This window comes from Bradyrhizobium sp. MOS003 (genome assembly GCF_003020125.1).
Classification (GTDB): domain Bacteria; phylum Pseudomonadota; class Alphaproteobacteria; order Rhizobiales; family Xanthobacteraceae; genus Bradyrhizobium.
In genome coordinates, this window is sequence record NZ_PYFW01000001.1 from 426,803 (window position 1) to 442,890 (window position 16,088).

17 protein-coding genes are annotated in these 16,088 nt (G+C 65.1%); 9 read left to right on the forward strand and 8 right to left on the reverse strand.

Annotated elements, in window-relative coordinates:
- Positions 1-54 precede the first annotated feature (54 nt).
- Positions 55-1,074, forward strand: a complete 1,020-nt coding sequence (locus tag C7G42_RS02090; protein ID WP_245427597.1) for a sugar ABC transporter substrate-binding protein — start codon at positions 55-57, stop codon at positions 1,072-1,074.
- 42 nt (positions 1,075-1,116) lie between these two features.
- On the opposite strand, the gene C7G42_RS02095 is transcribed toward C7G42_RS02090, so the two are convergent.
- Both C7G42_RS02095 and C7G42_RS02100 read right to left on the reverse strand, forming a co-directional pair.
- Positions 1,117-2,031: a phosphoribosylaminoimidazolesuccinocarboxamide synthase gene (locus tag C7G42_RS02095; RefSeq protein ID WP_106947435.1), complete on the reverse strand. Its 915-nt coding sequence runs from the start codon at positions 2,029-2,031 to the stop codon at positions 1,117-1,119.
- Between the two features lie 95 nt (positions 2,032-2,126).
- Positions 2,127-3,044: a pirin family protein gene (locus C7G42_RS02100; RefSeq protein ID WP_106947436.1), complete on the reverse strand. Its 918-nt coding sequence runs from the start codon at positions 3,042-3,044 to the stop codon at positions 2,127-2,129.
- A gap of 223 nt (positions 3,045-3,267) precedes the next feature.
- Between C7G42_RS02100 and C7G42_RS02105 the strand changes: the two genes are divergently transcribed.
- Together C7G42_RS02105 and C7G42_RS02110 are read left to right on the forward strand one after the other, a co-directional pair.
- On the forward strand, positions 3,268-4,329 hold the full coding sequence (locus C7G42_RS02105; protein WP_106948811.1) for a helix-turn-helix domain-containing protein: 1,062 nt from the start codon (positions 3,268-3,270) through the stop codon (positions 4,327-4,329).
- Positions 4,330-4,475: 146 nt separating this feature from the next.
- Positions 4,476-5,903 (forward strand): serine hydrolase domain-containing protein, encoded by a 1,428-nt coding sequence (locus C7G42_RS02110; RefSeq protein WP_106947437.1) that lies wholly within the window; start codon positions 4,476-4,478, stop codon positions 5,901-5,903.
- A gap of 187 nt (positions 5,904-6,090) precedes the next feature.
- Here C7G42_RS02110 and C7G42_RS02115 read toward each other — a convergent pair whose 3' ends face one another.
- A complete protein-coding gene (locus C7G42_RS02115; RefSeq protein ID WP_106947438.1) occupies positions 6,091-7,458 on the reverse strand; it encodes an MmgE/PrpD family protein in 1,368 nt (455 codons plus the stop codon).
- A 133-nt stretch (positions 7,459-7,591) separates the two neighbouring features.
- On the opposite strand from C7G42_RS02115, the gene C7G42_RS02120 reads away from it, so the two are divergent.
- Complete coding sequence (locus C7G42_RS02120) at positions 7,592-8,707, forward strand: FUSC family protein (RefSeq protein WP_106947439.1); 1,116 nt, start codon at positions 7,592-7,594, stop codon at positions 8,705-8,707.
- 1 nt (position 8,708) lies between these two features.
- Here C7G42_RS02120 and C7G42_RS02125 read toward each other — a convergent pair whose 3' ends face one another.
- From C7G42_RS02125 to C7G42_RS02135, 3 genes are read right to left on the reverse strand one after another with little or no spacing between them, the layout of a single operon-like run.
- Positions 8,709-9,359, reverse strand: a complete 651-nt coding sequence (locus C7G42_RS02125) for a 2-hydroxychromene-2-carboxylate isomerase (protein ID WP_106947440.1) — start codon at positions 9,357-9,359, stop codon at positions 8,709-8,711.
- Positions 9,343-9,843, reverse strand: a complete 501-nt coding sequence (locus C7G42_RS02130) for a DUF2867 domain-containing protein (protein WP_106947441.1) — start codon at positions 9,841-9,843, stop codon at positions 9,343-9,345. The genes C7G42_RS02125 and C7G42_RS02130 overlap by 17 nt, the downstream gene beginning before the upstream one ends.
- The gene (locus tag C7G42_RS02135) at positions 9,840-11,240 is read right to left on the reverse strand and encodes an MATE family efflux transporter (RefSeq protein ID WP_106947442.1); all 1,401 of its coding nucleotides are present in this window, start codon (positions 11,238-11,240) and stop codon (positions 9,840-9,842) included. Before C7G42_RS02135 ends, C7G42_RS02130 begins: the two co-directional genes overlap by 4 nt.
- Before the next feature lie 156 nt (positions 11,241-11,396).
- Here C7G42_RS02135 and C7G42_RS02140 point away from each other — a divergent pair, with 156 nt between their 5' ends.
- From C7G42_RS02140 to C7G42_RS02160, 5 genes are all read left to right on the forward strand, one after another.
- Positions 11,397-12,128, forward strand: a complete 732-nt coding sequence (locus C7G42_RS02140; RefSeq protein ID WP_106947443.1) for an outer membrane protein — start codon at positions 11,397-11,399, stop codon at positions 12,126-12,128.
- Positions 12,129-12,165: 37 nt separating this feature from the next.
- Positions 12,166-12,831 (forward strand): RNA polymerase sigma factor, encoded by a 666-nt coding sequence (locus tag C7G42_RS02145; RefSeq protein ID WP_245427490.1) that lies wholly within the window; start codon positions 12,166-12,168, stop codon positions 12,829-12,831.
- Positions 12,828-13,250 carry a hypothetical protein gene (locus tag C7G42_RS02150; RefSeq protein WP_106947444.1) on the forward strand — a complete coding sequence of 141 codons (423 nt, stop codon included), beginning with the start codon at positions 12,828-12,830 and terminating at the stop codon, positions 13,248-13,250. Before C7G42_RS02145 ends, C7G42_RS02150 begins: the two co-directional genes overlap by 4 nt.
- A 38-nt stretch (positions 13,251-13,288) precedes the next feature.
- Complete coding sequence (locus tag C7G42_RS02155) at positions 13,289-13,690, forward strand: periplasmic heavy metal sensor (RefSeq protein ID WP_245427492.1); 402 nt, start codon at positions 13,289-13,291, stop codon at positions 13,688-13,690.
- A gap of 78 nt (positions 13,691-13,768) precedes the next feature.
- The gene (locus tag C7G42_RS02160) at positions 13,769-14,071 is read left to right on the forward strand and encodes a hypothetical protein (protein WP_106947446.1); all 303 of its coding nucleotides are present in this window, start codon (positions 13,769-13,771) and stop codon (positions 14,069-14,071) included.
- A 90-nt stretch (positions 14,072-14,161) separates the two neighbouring features.
- On the opposite strand, the gene murA is transcribed toward C7G42_RS02160, so the two are convergent.
- Together murA and yidI are read right to left on the reverse strand one after the other, a co-directional pair.
- A complete protein-coding gene (murA, locus tag C7G42_RS02165; protein ID WP_106947447.1) occupies positions 14,162-15,454 on the reverse strand; it encodes a UDP-N-acetylglucosamine 1-carboxyvinyltransferase in 1,293 nt (430 codons plus the stop codon).
- Between the two features lie 141 nt (positions 15,455-15,595).
- Complete coding sequence (yidI, locus tag C7G42_RS02170; protein ID WP_106947448.1) at positions 15,596-16,063, reverse strand: inner membrane protein YidI; 468 nt, start codon at positions 16,061-16,063, stop codon at positions 15,596-15,598.
- Between the last annotated feature and the right edge of the window lie 25 nt (positions 16,064-16,088).

Below are 16,088 nucleotides of genomic sequence, written 5' to 3' on the forward strand. Positions count from 1 at the left end.
TGTTGCACCGGCGCATGGGCCGAGGACGGACCAGCGGGGATCACGTTGCCGCGCGTGTTTGGCCCGTTCGATCGCAATGCCGCGGCTTGCAGTCGTCCTCCGCTGAACAAGTCTCTCGCGTTCGCGCAGGACAACGACCGCGAATTCATCAAAGGCATTTCGAGAGGCCTTGCGATGGCTGCACGGGACCGAGGCCTGAGTTTTTCCGCGTCGGTTGCAGAGAACAGCGCGGAGAAGATGATCGGTCAGGTCGAAGGCTTCCGCAACGCGCGAACCGGCGGACTTGTTATTGCGCCGGTCGATCCCGCCGCGCTGGCGCCGGCGTTGCGGAAGACGATCTGGCAAGGCGCCTATGTCGGCGCCGTCGTGCCGCCGCCGGCCACGTCGCTGTTGAATGCACCCCAATATCTCACGGGCAAGACGCTCGGCGATGCGGCAGCGAGCTACATTCGGGGCAAGCTTGCCGGCAAGGCCAACGTCGTGATCCTGACTCACGACAGCCTGCAGTTTCTCGCCCCGCGTTTCGCGGCGATGCGCGACGTGTTGAAGGACATTCCCGGCGCCGATATCGTTGCAGACATTTCCCCTCCGACCGTGAACAAGGAAGGGGGGTACAGGATGATGCAAACGATTTTGCTGGCACATCCAGACGTGGATGTCGTACTGGGCGCCGACACGGTCGTCCTTGGTGCTCTGCAAGCCGTGAGGGAGGCCGGTAAGGATAGGCCGGATCAGTTCTTCGGCGGCATTGATGGCGAGGTCGAAGCCGTCACTGAAATCAAGAAGGGCGGTCCCTACAAGATCAGCATCAGCCTCGCATCCTCGGTGTTCGGCTACGCCATGGGGCAGCATGCGGCCGACTGGCTGGAAGGCAAGAGCATTCCGCAGGCCATGGACATTCTTCCAAGCGCACTGACGGCAGGCAATATCGGTCAATACGAAGCCGATCTGGCAAATCCCGCGGCCGTGTTCAACGATCACGCGCGGCGAGATGCCTACCTGAGGATGTACGGGAATATCTGTTATGACACCCGCGACCAGTATGTCAGCTTTCCGTGGTCGTCCGAGAGATAGAAGACGTCCTGTCGTCGCGGTGCGGGGCGATGGTGGCTGGAGCTAGATCTTCAGCTCTTTCCCCGTCACCCGCCGATACGCTTCGAGATATCGCTTGCTCGTGGCTTCCACCACGCTTGCCGGCAACGGGGGCGGCGGGGCGTCGCCGTTCCAACGGCCGGCGCGGCGCTCGACGTCGAGATAGTCGCGCAAAGGCTGCTTGTCGAAACTCGCCTGCGGCTGGCCGGGCTTGTAGGCATCGACCGCCCAGAAGCGCGAGGAATCCGGCGTCATCACCTCGTCGATCAGGATGATGCGGCCGTCCTTGTCGCGGCCGAACTCGAACTTGGTGTCGGCGATGATGATGCCCTGCTCGCGCGCCAGCTCCTCGCCGAGCGTGTAGATCGCGCGCGTCATGCTCTCGAGCGTGTATGCGACCTCGTCGCCGACCGCTTCGCGCATCTTCGCAATGGTAATGTTCTCGTCATGGCCGGTCTCGGCCTTGGTCGCCGGGCTGAAGATCGAGGGCTCGAGCTTTTCGCTCTCGACGAGGCCCGCCTCCAGCTTCTCGCCCGCCAGCGTGCCGCTGGCGGCGTATTCCTTCCAGGCCGAACCGGAGAGATAGCCGCGGATCACGCATTCGATCGGGAATACGGTGGTGCGCTTGCAGAGCATGGCGCGGCCGAGAAGCTCGGCACGGTGCGGCTTCAACGCCGGCACGGCCGCGATGATCTCGTCGGTGTCGGCGCTGATCATGTGGTGCGGCACCACACCCTCGAGCTCGTTGAACCAGAACGCGCTGATCTGCGTCAGCACCGCGCCCTTCATCGGGATAGTCTCACCCATCACGACGTCGAAGGCGCTGATGCGATCGGTGGTGACGAGCAGCAGGCGGTCGTCGTCGACGGCGTAGATATCGCGCACCTTGCCGCGTCCGATCTTGGGCAGAGGCAGGTCGCTGGAGAGCATGGTGGTCATCGCAAAGCTTTCGCAGACTTGGCTTTCAGGCAGAACTTGGCTTTCAGGCAGAACTTCCGGCCGCGACTGACGACACGGCCGGCAACCGGATTAGCCTATTCCGGCAGCGGAATGAACTCATGTTCCTGCGGAACTGCAGCGAAACGGCCGGTTTTCCAGTCCTGCTTGGCCTGCTCGATCCGCTCCTTGCTGGAGGAGACGAAATTCCACCAGACGTGGCGCGGCCCTTCCAGCGCATCGCCACCGAGAAACATCATTCGGGTAGGCCTCACGGCCTTCACGGTGATGCGGTCGCCCGGACGGAAGATCAGCAGCCGCGGCGCCTCGTAACGCTCGTTCGCGATCTCGACCTCGCCATCGACGATATAGATCGCGCGCTCCTCATGATCGGGGTCGAACGGCACGCTCGCACCTTCCACGGCCGTGACCTCGGTGTAGAACCAGGGCGAGACCATCGTGACAGGCGACGTGATGCCGAACGATGAGCCCGCGATCACCTTCGCGGTGAAGTCGCGCTCGGAGACAACAGGCAGGTCGCCCGAGCCGTAGTGCTGGAACGACGGCGCGATCTCTTCGGAGCCTGCCGGCAGCGCGATCCAGCTTTGCAGGCCGAGCATCTTCTGGCCCGAGGCGCGCTGCACCTCCGGCGTACGCTCGGAATGCGCGATGCCGCGCCCGGCCGTCATCAGGTTCATCGCGCCGGGCTGGATCTCCTGCACGTTGCCCTCGCTGTCACGGTGCATGATCGCGCCGTCGAACAGATAGGTGACGGTGGCGAGCCCGATATGCGGATGCGGCCGCACGTCCATCCCCTTGCCGGAGACGAACTGCACCGGGCCGAAATGATCGAAGAAGATGAAGGGCCCGACCATCTGCCGCTTGCCGTGCGGCAGCGCGCGCCGCACCGCGAACCCGTCGCCGAGATCGCGCGTGCGCGGCACGATGACGAGATCGAGCGCATCGCAGGACATGGGATCGCCGAGCACGGGATCGTTCGAGGGCTGCCAGCTCATGGTGAATTCCTTCTCTACTACGGCGATCTTAACAGGATTTGACGGCCTCGTCGCGCCGCCGCCGCAACGCCGCGACGGTCTATTTGGCGCCATCGCGCGATATCGGCGAGACCAAATCCGGAAACAGGGGCGGGCCATGGTTTCTCTGGTATCATCCATCTTGAAAAGCGCCGCCTGACGAAGGATGTTCGGCGATGTCAACCGCGACCGATCGCATCACCCGATGACCCTTGCCGCGACCGAGCTCGCCTTCCGCGCCGCCTCCGTGGCTTTGCTGCTGGTGCTGGCGGCGTCGCTTTTGCAAGGTTTCCGCAACGTGCTCGCAGCCCGCCTCGGCGCGGCCTTCGCGCTCGGCTCGGCCGCGCATGCGGCGAGCTATTCGATGGACGTCACCTCGCGGGTCCCGCTCTGGCATGCACCGTTGATCGCGTTGTCGACCGGCACCATCGTGGTGTTCTGGCTGTTCACACGCTCCCTGTTCGACGACGAGTTTCGCCTCCGCTGGTGGCACGGATGCATCTGGGCGCTGGTGACGGCCTTCAGCTTCGCAGGCTGCGTCTGGATTGCGCCCAGCGGCCATGTCCGGTTCTCGGTGACGGTGGTCAATCTGATCGTGCTCGGTTTCATCGCGCTTGCGGTCGGGCAGATGATCGCCTCCTGGCCGGCCGACCTCGTCGAGCGCCGCCGCAGCGCTCGGGTCTTCGTCGTCTGCGCCATCGCGCTCTACGGCGGGCTAAACGCTGTGCTCCAGATCGCCGCCGCCGGCTACCATGTCGGCGATGCCGCCGAAACCGTCAATGCCGGCGCGCTCACCTGTACTGTCGCGGCGATCGTCTATGCCATGATGCGCGTGGACGGAGCGGACCTGTTTCCGGCCACAGCGGAGCCCGAAGCACCGATTGTTGTCAGCCAGCCTGCGACCGAGGATGCCGCCGACCAAACGCTTATCGACGCCCTGATGCGCCTGATGGCGGACGAGCGGATCTATCGCCACGAGAACATCACCATCGGTGTGCTCGCTGGCCGGCTGAAAATCCCGGAATATCGGCTGCGCCGGCTGATCAACCAGCGGCTCGGCTACCGCAACTTCAATGTGTTCCTGAACAACCACCGCATCGAGGAGGCCAAGGCCGCGCTGGCCGATCCCGCCCAGGCCGAGGTCCCCGTCATCACCATCGCGATGGATGCGGGCTTCCAGTCGCTCGGCCCCTTCAACCGCGCGTTCAAGGCGGTGACGGGTGTGACGCCGACCGAATACCGGCGCCTCAAGGTGAACGCGGTCTAGATTTTCAGGCCATTGGAATCACGCAGGAATTTCGAAATCGGCTAGTCTCCGCCGGTTTCGACGATGTCATTTTTCAAATCCGGCGAGCGCGTTTCGCCCACCTCCGGCCTGCTCTCCCGCACGCGCCCCGAAGCCGGAGAAAGCCTATGACCCGTCGCCGCAAGATCATCCTCGCCACCACCGCAATCGCCTGTGCCGGCCTCGCGCTCGGCGCGGCGCGCGCCCGCGACGTGCCGAAGGTTGCGACCGGCTTCATCGCCGATACGCTCTGCTCCGAGACCTTCGTCTCCGACCTCGATCCCATGCGCGACCTCGCCGAAACCACGGACGCGATGCCGGGCACCGGCCTCCTGACCTGGGCGATGAATTTGCAGATCGACCGCGCGCGCAAGGCCGTCACGGTGACCCTGTTAGGGATCGGCCGCAGCCGTGCCGTCTATCGCGAAGGACTGGGCTGCACGCTGGAGCACGGCGAGGGGATCACCGAGGTCGCGTTGCCGCCTGATGAGAAGCAGCCCGCATTGCTGCCCGAGATCGCTGGCCCATCGATCGTGCGGCCGCAAAGCGAGGAGCTGTCAGCGGCGCTCGACCGCGCCTTCACCGAACCCGCACAGCCGCCTCACCGCCGCACCCGCGCCATCGTCGTGATGAAGGCCGGCCGCGTCATCGCCGAGCGTTACGCCGACGGCATCGGACCAGAGACACAGCTGCTCGGCTTCTCCATGACGAAGTCGGTGATTTCGGCGCTGACAGGCGTGCTGGTGCGCCAGGGCAAATTGAAGCTCGACGGGCCCGCGCCAGTCGCCGCGTGGAGACATCCTGACGATCCACGTCACGCCATCACCGTCGATCAGTTGTTGCGGCACACTGCGGGCCTTGCGCTTGGCAGCTCATTGGAGGCCTCGCTTGGCTCGGCCTTCGAGCCGGTCAACCGGATGAAGTTCGTGGAGGCTGATATGGCCGCCTATGCTGCGAGCATCCCGCTCAAGACCGCGCCCGGCACGGCGTGGAACTATCACGACGGCAACACCCTCATCCTTTCGCATCTGATCCGCAACGCTGTCGGCGGCAGTCCCGCAGACGCGCTGCGCTTCGCGCGCCACGAATTGTTCGCGCCGCTCGGCATGAACCATGTCACGCTTCAGCTCGACGGGGCCGGCACGATCGAAGGCTCCAGCGAAATGCTGGCGTCCGCGCGCGACTGGGCGCGCTTCGGCCAGCTCTATCTCAACGATGGCATCGCCGGCGGCAAGCGCATCCTGCCGGAGGGCTGGGTGAATTATTCGGTGACGGCCACGCCGAATGCGTGGGTCGGCATCGGTGCCGGCTTCTGGACCAATCAGGGCGACAGCTTTGGCGCAAACTTTCGCGTCGCGCACGGCTGGCCGCGCGATGCCTTCTTCGCCAAGGGCACGATTGGGCAATACACCATCGTCATCCCCTCGGAGAAACTGGTGATCGTGCGGATGGGACGCTCGCCGAACTGGCCGCCGCAAGCTGACGGTGTGTTCGAACTCGTCCGCGACGTGGTGGCCGTGACACGCGAGAAGGGGAAGGTGGCGGGAGCGAATTGAGAGGAGCGGATTTCTTCCTTCTCCCCTTGCGGGAGAAGGTGGCGCGAAGCGCCGGATGAGGGGTGTCTCTCCACGCGTCCAGATGAGAGTCGGATTCGTGGAGAGAACCTCTCACCCGGCTGCGCTTCGCGCATCCACCCTCTCCCACGAGGGGCGAGGGTGCACCGTCTGCGCGGCTAGAATCCAATTACCTCCCCAATTCCGTCGCCTTCGCGACGCGATCGAACCGCTCCAGCGTCATGATCGCGTCCGCAAATTTCTCCGCCCGTGCATTCAGCACCGGGCGCGCCAGCGTCAGGAATTTCTGCTGCATCGCCTGGGCGTCCGGGAACGAATTCGGCTCGCCGGAGGGATCGGCATAGAGCCGCTCATGCACGCCATCCTCAGTCGTGATGCTGACCCGCGCGCCAAAGGGATGCGTGCGGCCGATCTCGAGCCGATCGTCCTGCACCACGTCGAACTTGTCGGCGAGCGCGTCGATCGCGGCGTCGCCGAGCCGGTTGTAATCGTCCCAGCCGAACGAACCCTGGTCGAGCGCGAGCGCGCCGGTGAAGAACATCGAGAACTGGCCACCGACGATCGAGGTCGGGTGCCGCTTGGTCGCGGCATCGCCGGTCAGCGTGATGCCGTTTCGGTGCAGGCCGATCTCGACGCGCTTGACCTGGTCGGGCGTCAGATTGTGCTCGCGCCGCATCGCGATCAGCGCGTCGATCGCGGCGTGGGTGTAGCGGCAGCTCGGATACGGCTTCACGCCGATCTTCATCGTCTCATAGGTGTTGCCGAGCCCGGCGACCGCCTTGTCGGGATGCGGATCGTCGGTATAGCCGGCGAGCAGGCCGTGCTTGCCTTCGACCGATTCGGCCGAGCCGACGAAATCATTGCGCGCCAGCGTTGCGGCGATCACGCCGTTCATCGCGGCCGCGCCGACCTGGTAGCGCTTGTTCCAGGCGCCGTTGACCAGGAATTGCAGCGAGCCCGCGGCCTGGCTGCCGGAGACGCCGAAGGCCGCGATGATCTGCTGCTCGGACAGGCCGAACAATTTTCCGGCCGCCGCGGCCGCGCCATAGGTGCCGGCCGTCGCGGTCGGATGGAAGCCGCGTGCATAATGCGAGGTCGGATCGAGCGCATTGCCGAGCCGGCAGCAGACTTCATAGCCTGCGACGATAGCGGTCAGCACGTCGCGGCCAGACGCGCCGACCATCTCGCCGACGGCGAAGGCGGCCGGAACCACCGGCGCACTCGGATGCAGCGAGGAATCGGCATGGGTGTCGTCGAAATCGAGGGAATGGCCTAGCGCGCCGTTAAGCAGTGCCGCGACCGCCGGGGTCCAGGTCTTGGTGTCGCCGAACACGGTGGAATCGCCCTTGGTGTCGAGTGCGAGCGCCTCCAGCATCTTCAGGATCGCCGGGGTCGATTCCGCCTCGCTGCGGGCCCGGATCGCGCTGCCGAGAAAATCCAGCGTCAGCACCTTGGCGCGATCCAGCACTTCGGCCGGAATATCCTGGTATTTCAGATTGAAGACGTAGGCGGCGAGCGTTGCGGTTTCGTGGGCCATCGTGTTTCCTCGTTTTGGCGCGCAAGTTAGGCGGGCTGATTTGGCCTTTCAAGCGGCCTTGCGGCCGCGGGCATCAGCCATGCTTTTGTCGGCTCCAAAAAGCTCGGATTTGAGAGAATCGAGACCTCAGACGATGGCACTCGCAAAACAGCTGTTCGAGCGGATCAGGTCGCGGCGGACGCAACTGGGATTGGCGATCCGGGTCACGGTGGCCGCGACCGCGGCCTATGCGCTGGCCACCGCGCTGCATCTGCTGTTGCCGCTCTGGGCGGTCCTGACCTCGCTGATCGTGACCCAGATGAGCGTCGGCCGCTCGCTCAAGGCGACGCGCGACTATTTGCTTGGCACCATCGGCGGTGCCATCTATGGCGGCGCCATCGCGATCCTGATCCCCTATTCCAGCGAAGCCGGCCTGTTGGGGCTGCTGGTGCTCTCGGTCGCCCCGCTCGCCTTCATCGCCGCGATCAACCCGAGCCTCAGCGCGGCGACGGTGACAGCGGTGATCGTGCTGCTGGTTCCGACCATGCATCATTCCGATCCCATGACTTCGGCGATCGACCGCGTCAGCGAGGTCGGGGTCGGCGCCATCACGGGATTACTGGTCTCGTTCCTTGTGCTGCCCTCACGGGCGGTACGGCAGATCCGTGCCAGTGCGGCGATCCTGCTCGAGCTGATTGCGGACGCCTTCACCGAGTTGCTCGCGGGCCTCACCCGCGGCCGCGACAACGACGCGCTGCACCGGATCCAGGACGGCATCGGCAGCGCGATGGTTGGTCTCAATGCGATCGGCGCGGAAGCCGAGCGCGAGCGCGCCGCGCGGCTGTCGAGCGGGCCTGACACCGGTCCGCTGCTGCGAACGGTCCTGCGGTTGCGCCACGATGTCGTGATGATCGGCCGCGCCACCGTGGTGCCTTTGCCGATCGAGGTGCAGACGCGGCTCGCCGGGCCGTTGACGGAAGTCTCGACCGTCATCGCGCATTTCCTGCGATCGGCTGCCGCGGCCATGCGGCAAGGCGCCGGCGCGCCGCCGATCCATCCCGTCCACGTCGCACTCGAGCACTACGCCGAGGCGGTCGCCGCGGTGCGCAAGGACGGCCTGATCCGCGGCCATTCCGGCGACACCGCCGAGCGCTTCTTCGCCATCGGCTTCTCGCTGGAGCAGATGCACCAGAATCTCTGCGACCTCGACCGCGTCGTCGGCGAATGGTCGGAGTCCGCGGCGCACAAGTCGGTGCGTGTGGCGGAGTAAGTTATTGCTTCGTCAGGCCCTTGCTTTGCAAGCGCCACACCAGCAGATCGATGCGGTCCTGGCCGAAGAACGGCTCGTTCTCGAACACGAAGGTCGGCACGCCCCAATGGCCGGAGTCGGCGTGGTCCCTTTCGTTGTCCGCGATGACCTGCTCGTAGCGATCCGGATCGGTGCTGATCGCGGCATCCATAGCAGCCAGGTCGAAGCCTGCGCTCTCGGCGGCGCGCGCGAGGTGACCGCCTTCGTTCCAGCCGGCCACCGAACCGTCCCACAGCACACGCGCGATCGCGTTGGTAAATGCGAGCGAGCGGCCCTCGATCTGCGCCATGGCGCCGAGGCGGGTGAGGCGGTGGATGTAGGGCTGCTCGGCCGCGACATCGAATGTCGTCTTGTCCTGCACGATCGGATCGGGCCGGGGAAAGCGGAACGGGATGCCCTCATGCTGCGCCACGCGCGTGCTGTCGAGCACGACATAGCGAATGAAGTTCGGACTGGCCTTCTTGAAGAAGCCGGGTACGCGGACCGCGAGCGGATAGACCGGCCGCAGGTTCACGGCGAGATCATACTCTTCGACGAGCTTGAGCGTCTTCGGCAGCGCCAGATAGCTGAAGGGGCTGCGGAAGGAGAAGAAAAGATCAACTGACAGGGTCATCGGCCGGCTCCACGATCCGCCGCATCATGCTGCGGACCACGAGCTTGTGAAAGGGCATGATGAGGGCGAGGTAGGTACGGCCCAGAAGATTATGCGTCCGCACCAGCGTGGTCGAGGTCACCTGGCGGTCCGCCGCCGTGCCCGCGACATCGACCACGATGCGGAAATCGAGATGAGAATCGTCAAAACCGGCGACCAGCTGCTCCGGCGTCTCGCTCAACACCGGAAACAGGCCGATCAGCCCGCCCGGGGCCGGCGCGCCTTCGCCCGATGTCTTCAGCCCGAACGGGCTCACCAGGACATTGCGCAGGCGTATCAGCACGTCGATCCAGCGCGGCCCGTGCAGCACCATCCTCGTGCAGGCTTCGCGCGCATTCACGGCCGCTGCGCCAATCCCGACACGGAACGCGTCGATGAACTGCGCACCTGCCAGCACCGTGCCGGCATCGACATCAGGCGTGACTTCGTGGACTGTCCCGATCATGCCGCCACTCTGCGCGTCAGTATCCGGAAGCGCAAGATCAACAAGCCGGCATAGACGAACGAGCCGATCGACAGTCCGATCCAGACGCCGACCGCGCCGAGATCGGCGTGGAAAGCGAGCCACCAGGCGATCGGAAAGCCGACGCACCAATAGCCGATCGCGGCGAACACCAGCGTCATCCTGGTGTCATTGATGCCGCGCAGGGCCCCGCCCATGATGGTCTGGAGCGCATCGGCAATGAAGAAAGTGGCGCCGACCAGCAGCAGCGTCGCGGTCAGCTCGACCGTTGCCGCACCGGTCTCGCCGCGGCCAAAAAACAGCCGTCCGAGCTCGTAGCGGCCGAAGATGATGGCGATGGTCAGCGCGGAAACGAACGTGATCCCGAGCAGGGTTGCGACGAGGCCTGCGCGCCGCACCGCGGCCGGGTCGTCGCGGCCGAATGCGTGGCCGACCCGCACCGTGGCGGCCATGCCGATGCCAAGCGGGACCATGAAAAGTACGGCCGTGACCTGGAGCGCGATCTGGTGCGCGGCGAGCGCCGTCGTCGAGATCAATCCCATCAGCAGTGCGGCCGATGAGAACAAGCCGTATTCCAGCAGAAGGGAGAACGAGATCGGCGCTCCGATCGCGATGAGCTGCCGCATCAGAGACCAGTCGATCCGCCACAGCCGCGCAAGCGGCTGGTAATCGGCAAATGGCTTTCGCCATGCGGCGATGGCCAGCGCGGCGAGAAAGGTGCCGAGATTGACGATCGCGGTCGCAAGCCCCGCGCCGAACAGGCCGAACTCCGGCAGGCCGAACAGGCCGTGGATCAGCACATAGACCAGCACGGCGTTAACCGGGATCGCCGCCAGCGTGATCCATAGCGGTGGCTGCGGCCGGTTCACCGCGCTCATCATGCTGCGCAGTGCGATGAAGCCGAGCGCCGGCGCGATGCCCCAGGCCAGCCCGTTCAGATAGCGCTGGGCGAGCGCGGCCGAGTGCGGCGCCTGGCCGAGCGCAAGCAGGATCCTTTCGCCGTAGAGCGGCGATGCCATCATCGGCAGCGAGATCAGGAGCGAGATCCAGAGGCCGACGCGCAAGACATGTCGAAGCCTTTTGATGTCGCCCGCGCCAAACGCCTGTGCCGCCAGCGGCGATACTGCGGTCACGAGCCCGAGCCCGAAGGTGAAGCTGACGAAATAGACCGTGTGCGCCAGCGCCGCTGCGGCCACCGCATCCTCGCCTAGCCGCCCGATCAGCGCGAGATCGGTCGTGATCATCGCGATCTGCCCGAGCTGGGTCAGCATCATCGGCACGGCCAGCCGCAGCGTCTCGACGAATTCTTCGGCGAGATGGTTTTGCGGCGCATCCGAGCGCGCTCGGTACGGCTGTTTGGTGTCCACAAGATCGGTCATGGCGGGGGGGCATAGCAGCCCCGATTGGCGAAGTAACGGCAAGAAACGAGGCGGCTCGATCGAAAAAAAGCGGGCTTGGGAGCGAAGGAAAGTGCGGCTTGCGCCGTATTCCTCGGGTGCGGCGGGCTGCGCCGGTCTGAGATTGGGAAGCTTTGCATGAAAACGAGATTTGCACTGACGCTTGCCGCGCTGATCCTCTCTCCATTACCGGGGGCTGGCCACGTTGCGGCGGCCGATCTGAGGCTACCTGCCTCTCCTCCGCCGCAAGCCCAGGCCGCGTTGGTGGCGCTCCTGAACTGGGCCGGACCCTATTTCGGCGTCCAGGGCGGTTATCTGTCGGGCCGCTCGGACATCTCGTTTCCCACCACCGGTGAATTTTACTTCGTCGATCCCAGGGGAGCGACTGTGGGTGCAATGGCGGGCTTCTCGGCGCAATGGGGCCGGATCGTCGCCGGCATCGAGGGCGATGTGAACTTCGTCGACGCGCGAGCGACGATCGACACCGGATTCCCACCCGCACCGGCTGTCACGCAGCTGCAATCTGCCGTCAACTGGAATAGCCATCTGCGTGGTCGCATCGGTTACGCTTTCCCGCGGACCCTGCTGTTCGCCAGCGGCGGGCTTGCCATTGCAGGCGTGGAGAGCAAGGCTTTCGACAATGCGAGCGGCGCCGTCGCGAATTGGAGCGACACCCGGATGGGTTGGTCGGTCGGCGCGGGCGCGGAGTTTCGGGTCGCGCCGCAGGGCTCGGTCCGCCTCGAATATCTCTATGACAATTACGGATCCAAGATGCTCGGCGCACAGACCGTCGGAACAACCGCCTTTGGCGAGCGCGAATCCAGGCTCGATACGCATACGGTTCGAGCCGGCGTATATTGGCGCTTCTGACCGGGGCGCTCGCGGCTTGTTGCCGCAGCTCCCGCGATTGAAGCTCCCGGTGCGTGCCGGCCATGCGGCATATCTTCCCCGGGGCCGGGATCAGGACGCATCGCGCAGCAACGATGATCGCAGGCCAGAGCAACAGGGCGAGATGACGGAAGAGCCATCGGACGAGGCCTTGATGGTGGAGGTTTCGGCGCGGCAACAGCACGCGTTTCGCATCCTGATGCAGCGCCATATGCCGCGGGCGCTGCGCGTGGCACAACGGATCGTCCGCGACCCGGCCGAGGCCGACGATATCGGCCAGGAGGCATTACTGCGTGTCTGGTCCCACGCAGCCTCATTCGATCCCAAGGTCGCGAAATTCACCACATGGTTCTACCGGATCGTCCTCAACTTGACGTTCGACCGCACACGGCGGCGCAGCTTCCATCCCCTCGATGAGGCGGGCGAGGTGCCCGATACGGCGCCGCACGCCGCTGAAAGCATGATCGCTGCGGAGGAGCACCGCATGCTCCAGCGGGCAATGGCGAATTTGTCGGACCGTCAACGCGGCGCGATCGCGCTCTTTTACGTGGAAGGGCTGAGCGGCCAGGAAGCGGCTGAAGCGATGAATCTCAGCGCCAAGGCGTTCGAATCGCTGCTCGGGCGTGCCCGGGCCGCACTTAGGGAAAGCGTCCAGAAAATACAAGACACGGGGAGTTTCGCATGACGTTCGATGAGTTCAGACGATTGGCGGAGACATGGGGCGGCGACGTCGAACGCTGGCCCGCGGCGACGCGCAATGCCGCACGGCCGTTCGCGGCGACCTTGGAAGGCGGTCGCATCCTTGCCGAGCAGGCGCGCCTCGATCGCCTCTTTGCCGCCGCGCCGGAAATCGAGGCGGGACGCGCCGAGCGGTCCAGCTTCCTCGTCCTGCAAAGACTTGCAAATGTCCAGCAGCGACGTCCGCAGTGGCATCGCTTCCTGTTTCCGCGCGGCCTTGTGCCAGCCGCAAGCCTCGCCTGCTCCGTGCTGGTTGGCGTGTGGCTGGCGGGGGCCATTCCCTATGTTCATCCGCCATCGGACCCGTTGTCGGTCATGAGCGGCGTCTTCGACGTCTACGCAATCGGCTTTGGATCGGTGCAATGAAGTTCTGGCGAGAATCGTCGTCTGCTTTGCGAGCGCTCGTGCTGCTGTCGCTCTGCCTCAACGTCATCCTGTTCACTTATGTCTCCGTGCAATGGCTGCTGCCCGGCGGCTTCCGGCCCGGCGCGGGAATGCCGCTCCGGATGATCGAGCGTGTCGCGGAAAGGTTGCCAAAGGAGGACGCGGAGATCCTGTGGAGCATCTATCAGGGCAAGGAGGCCGAGCTTCTACCGCTGCAGACCGAGTACCGGCATGCGCTGGTCAAGGCGATGAAAACCGCGGCACAGACGGATCTGGACAAGGCCGAACTGGACGCGGCGGTCAAGGACGCTCGCGACAAACGCCTGAAAATAGGTGACCTCGTCATCGCGACATTCGTCGAAACGCTGGAACGAATTTCGCCGAAAGGACGCCGCCAACTTGTCGGCGGTTATTTTCGCTGAGCCTCGCAGAGTGAACGAGGGATTCGGGCCGCCCAGACGTATCACCTACATCGATGTCTGCGAATTGGTGGAGATGATATGGTGCAACGATTTGGCCGGCCGGCAAGCGGATCGGCGGTGACGTTCTCGCGGCGAACTGCCGTTTATGTCCGGGCGGGTCTGGCCGCCGCGAGCCTGATCGCACTTCTCGTGCTGTTCCTGTCGCAGGCCTCCGCAGGCGATGCGCGGAGCGAGGCGAAGCAGGCCTGCAAGGCAGACTATTCACGGTTCTGCGCCGGCACCATGCCTGGGGGTGGCCGCATCCGCAAATGCCTCGGCGACAATTACGCGAGCCTGTCCGCAGACTGCAAAAAGGCTTTCGACGCGATCCCATCGAAATAGGTGGTGTGCTGGCGCATGATTGCTTCGCGGTCTCCCGAGCATCATGCGCACGGCAGGCGCGATGACGATTCATCGCAGTCGCATCGCGCTTCAGCTGCGCTCCGGCACGCGCGTGATCTTCGCGCCCAGTGCGTTCAGCCGTTCCTCGATGCGCTCGTAGCCGCGCTCGATCTGGTCGGCGTTGTTGATGGTGGAAGTGCCCTGCGCGCACACGGCGGCCAGCAGCATGGCCATGCCGGCGCGGATGTCGGGCGAGGTCAAGGTCGCACCGTGCAGGCGGCTGGGGCCCGCGATAATCGCGCGGTGCGGGTCGCACAGCACGATGCGCGCGCCCATCGCGATCAGCTTGTCGACGAAGAACATCCTGGATTCGAACATCTTCTCGAACATCAGGATCACGCCCTCGCATTGCGTGGCGGTGACGATCGCGATCGACATCAGATCGGCCGGGAAGGCCGGCCAGGGCTGGTCTTCCAGCTTCGGCACGTGGCCGCCGAAATCGTCCTGGATCTTCAGCGTCTGGTTCGACGGCACGATCAGGTCGTCGCCCTCGACGCGGCAGACGATGCCGAGCCGCTCGAAGCCCATGCGGATCGAGCGCAGATGCTCGACGCCGGCGCGGGTGATGCGTAAGGGAGAGCGCGTTACGGCGGCAAGCCCGATCAGCGAGCCGACCTCGATATGGTCGGGCTGGATCCGGTACGTCGTTCCGCCCAGCGTCGCGGGGCCATGGATGATCATGGTGTTGGTGCCGATGCCCTCGATCTTGGCACCGAGCGCAACGAGGAAGTTGGCGAGATCCTGCACATGCGGCTCGGAGGCGGCGTTGCGCAGATAGGTGATTCCGTCGGCGGCCACCGCCGCCACCAGCGCGTTCTCCGTCGCGGTGACGCTCGGCTCGTCCAGGAACACGTCCGCGCCGGAAAGCCTTGGGGCGCGGAATTCGAGCCGGTCGGTCGCGGTGACCTTGGCGCCGAGCTGCTCCAGCGCGAGCACATGGGTGTCGAGCCGGCGGCGGCCGATGACGTCGCCGCCGGGCGGCGGCAGCATCACTTCGCCGCAGCGCGCGAGCAGGGGGCCCGCGAGCAGGATCGAGGCGCGGATGCGCACGCACAGCTCGGGGTCGAGATCGGCGGCGCGGATGCTCTTGGCATGGATGTGCAGCGTGTTGCGCCCGGTCCATTCCGCGGACGCGCCGACCGAGCGAATCAGTTCGACCAGCGTCTCGGTGTCGCGGATGCGCGGCACGTTCTCCAGCGCCACGGGATGCTCGGTGAGCAGGGCCGCGGCGATGATCGGCAGCGCGGAATTCTTGTTGCCGGACGGCTCGATCGAGCCCGAGAGCCGGTGACCGCCCTCGACGATATATTGGATGGGCGCCACGTCGGTTGTCTCCGTCCTGTTGCGGTGGGGCGGGCTGCTTCGGAGGCGGAAACTACCGAGAATTGAGCAGGGTAGCAATTCTGCACTTGTGGCGGCGGAGGGCCGCTCATTGGACCCGAACAGTCACGCTGGCCCCGGCGTTTAGAACAAGCCGATGATATTGGCCACCACATAAAGGATCACGATCAGCAGCAAGAGGCCCATAGCCAGAAAGGAGATCTCGATGGCGATCGCGCCGGTGCCGAGCGCGGCAGCCACGCCGGCCAGGAGTCTCTCTTCGCGAAACACCAGGGCAAGGACCGAGAGCAGGATGGCGAGCAGCCCGAGCGAGATCGCTGCGACCGACCCGGTTTCACTCCAACTTCGTCCAGCCGACTTCTCGACCTTCGGAGCCTGATACTCCACGCCCTTTACCTTTGCGACGATGCGGTCCTTGATGCGATGTCCGGTGTCCACGATCACCTTGTCCGCCGGCGGGGGCGGGAACACCATCGGCACGACCCAATGCGGAAGCACCGCCGCCATCAGCGCCAGCATGCCGACAATGCTGCCGATGATGCCGAGGCGGCGTGAGGGCGTGGCGGAGCTGGTCGTTGCAGAGGCGGTCATGGCGCGAGGCTTCCCGGCCGGAATT